Here is a 3038-nt window from a genome sequence, read left to right as displayed (position 1 = left end):
GACGCCGGCCCCGCGTCGTGACGACGACCCTACCGCGAGGCCATCGCCGTCAGCCGCCGCGCCGCCCGGTACTGCCGCAGCACCTGGGCGAAGGTGGTACGCCCCTGGGTGGTCCGGGCGAAGGCCCGCCAGGCCGCCGGCACCAGGCAGACCGCCGCGTGGAACAGGTACGGCCGCCGCTCGAAGGCACCCAACAGCTGCTTGCCCGCACGCATTTCCACGCCGAGCCCGGCCTTGACCGCGAAGGCGTAGTTCAGCGCCTCGCGCCGCACCGCCGCCGCGTCACCGGCCTCGGCGACCTGCACCGCCCACTCACCGGCCAGCCGGCCCGAACGCAGCGCGTACGAGATGCCCTCGCGGGTCCACGGCTCCAGCAGTCCGGCCGCGTCACCGGCGACCAGCACCCGGCCGCGGGAGAGCGGCGAGTCCTCGGCCCGGCAGCGGGTCAGGTGCCCGGACTCCACCCGGGGGGTGAACCCGGACAGGCCCAGCCGGCGGATGTACTCGGCGAGGTACTGCTTGGTCCGCTCGCCGTCGCCGCGTGCCGAGATGACGCCGACGGTCAGGCTGCTGGTCTCGGTCTTCGGGAACACCCAGCCGTAACTGCCGGGCAGCGGGCCCCAGTCGAGGTGGACCCGGCCCGCCCAGTCGGCGGCGACCTGCGCCGGCACCGGAATCTCCGCCTCCAGACCGAGGTCGATCTGGTCGAAGGTGACACCGACGTGCCGGCCGATCCGGCTCGCACTGCCGTCCGCGCCGACCACCGCGCGCGCCTCGAAGGTCCGCCCGTCGGCCGCCGTCACCAGGGCCGTCCGGTGCCCGCCACCGCGCTGCTCGACGCCGGTGACGGTCACTCCGGTGACCAGCACCGCCCCGGCCTGCTTGGCGGCCTGCACCAGACGCAGGTCGAACTCATCCCGGTTGACCAGGCCGAACAGCATCTGCTTGGACCGCCGCGTCCGGGTGTACTTCCCGTCGTACGCGAAGGTGACGGCGTGCACCCGGTCCTGCAACGGCAGCCGGAAGTCCGGCGGCAGGCTGTCCCGGGAGGGGCCGATGATGCCGCCTCCGCAGGTCTTGTACCGGGGGTGTTCGACCTTGTCGAGCAGCAGCACCCGGCGGCCCCGGGCCGCCGCGGCGTACGCGGCCGAGGAGCCCGCTGGTCCGGCGCCGACCACCACGACGTCCCAGATGCCGTCCGGCGGCGAGACCGCGTCACCGGTCGGAGCCGCATCGGCCTGACCCGCCTCGGTCGGAGCGCCGTCGGTCGGACGGACGTCGGTCGGACTGCCTTCGATCGGACCGCCCTCGATCGGGCTGTCGAGCGGGCTGCGGGAATCGGAGCTTCCGGAGTCAGTCACGTCGAGCAATCCTATGCGCCCGCCCGCACCCGTCGAGCGCACCGCCCCGGCACCTCAGCCCCGGACTCGTCCCCACCAGCACCCACCAGCACCCACCGGCACACCGGCACGCCCGCCCCGCCCCACACCCTCGGAACCCCCCGTTCCACTCCGCCTATGATCGGCACTACCCCAACCACCTCCTCCGCCCGCACCACCCCCCGGGCGGACCGCCCCCTCGGAGCCCCGATGTCACAGCCCCTGGCCGACGCCGTCCGGTCCCTGATGGACCGTACCCGCACCGACCTCGCCGAGCTGGTCGCCTTCCGGTCGGTCGCCGACCCGCGCCAGTTCCCGGTCGAGGAGTGCGAGAAGGCCGCGCGCTGGGTCGCCGACGCGTTCGCCGCCGAGGGGCTGACCGGCATCCGGCTGCTGGACACCCCGGACGGCACCCAGTCCGTCTACGGCGAGCTGCCCGGTCCCGAGGGCGCGCCGACCGTACTGCTCTACTCCCACTACGACGTCCAGCCCCCGCTGGACGAGGCCGCCTGGATCAGCCCCGCCTTCGAGCTGACCGAGCGCGACGGCCGCTGGTACGGGCGCGGCGCCGCCGACTGCAAGGGCAACATCCTGATGCACCTGACCGCCCTGCGGGCGCTGCGTCAGGTCCACGGCGACGCCTACCCGGTCGGCCTGAAGATCATCGTGGAGGGCTCCGAGGAGCAGGGCACCGGCGGTCTGGAGCGTTACGCCGAGGCCCACCCCGAGCTGCTCGCCGCGGACGCCATCGTCATCGGCGACACCGGCAACTTCGCCCTGGGCCTGCCGACCGTGACCGCCTCCCTGCGCGGCATGACGGTGGTCGAGGCCACGATCACCACGCTGGCCGGCAACCTGCACTCCGGCGCCTTCGGCGGCGCCGCCCCGGACGCGCTCCAGTGCCTGGTCCGGGTGCTGGCCTCGCTGCACGACGAGCACGGCGACGTCGCGGTGGCCGGCCTGACCACCGACCAGACCTGGACCGGGGTGCAGTACCCGGAGGAGCAGTTCCGCTCCGACGCCAAGGTGCTCGACGGAGTCGCCCTGACCGGCACCGGCACCATCGCGGACCGTCTCTGGGCCCGCCCGTCCGTCACCGTCCTCGGCATCGACGCCCCGCCGGTGATCGGCGCCACCTCGTCCGTCCAGGCCACCGCCAAGGCCCTGATCAGCCTGCGCGTCCCGCCGGGCACGGACGCGGACGACGCCCAGGACGCTCTGGTGGCCCACCTGGAGGCGCGGGTCCCGCTCGGTGCCCGGCTCACCGTCGAGCGCCAGGGCAACGGCTCGCCGTTCCGCGCCGACACCAGCGGCCCCGCGTACGAGGCCATGGGCGCGGCGATGGCCGAGGCCTTCGGCACGGAGATGGTCGCCTCCGGCGAGGGCGGCTCGATCCCGCTCTGCAACACCCTGCGCTCGCTCTACCCGCAGGCCGAGATCGTGCTGATCGGGGTGGAGGAGCCCACCACCCAGATCCACGCGGTCAACGAGAGCGTCGACCCGCGGGAGCTGGAGCAGATGGCGCTCACCGAGGCGCTGTTCCTCCGCCGTTACGCCGAACTGCGTTCCGTCTGACGGGCGTTCGAAACGGCCTCCCGCGAGGCACCTCGCGAGGCACCCCGGGAAGCGCCCCGCGAGGCTTCCCGGGGTGCCTCAAGC

At 74.0% G+C, this 3038-nt stretch carries 2 protein-coding genes; one reads left to right on the top strand and one right to left on the bottom strand.

Going from position 1 to position 3038, the window contains the following annotated elements:
- Nucleotides 1-29: 29 nt before the first annotated feature.
- Nucleotides 30-1313, bottom strand: a complete 1284-nt coding sequence (locus ACFRAR_RS38445; protein WP_380705051.1) for a geranylgeranyl reductase family protein — start codon at nucleotides 1311-1313, stop codon at nucleotides 30-32.
- A gap of 276 nt (nucleotides 1314-1589) precedes the next feature.
- On the opposite strand from ACFRAR_RS38445, the gene ACFRAR_RS38440 reads away from it, so the two are divergent.
- Complete coding sequence (locus ACFRAR_RS38440; protein WP_380705049.1) at nucleotides 1590-2954, top strand: dipeptidase; 1365 nt, start codon at nucleotides 1590-1592, stop codon at nucleotides 2952-2954.
- Nucleotides 2955-3038: the final 84 nt, after the last annotated feature.

This window comes from Kitasatospora sp. NPDC056651, from assembly GCF_042792155.1.
GTDB lineage: Bacteria > Actinomycetota > Actinomycetes > Streptomycetales > Streptomycetaceae > Kitasatospora.
This window is presented reverse-complemented; position numbering and strand designations above follow the sequence as displayed.

Excerpts from the sequence above, each read along its gene's own strand:
- ACFRAR_RS38440 (WP_380705049.1), top strand. The coding sequence starts at position 1,590 with ATGTCACAGCCCCTGGCCGACGCCGTCCGGTCCCTGATGGACCGTACC.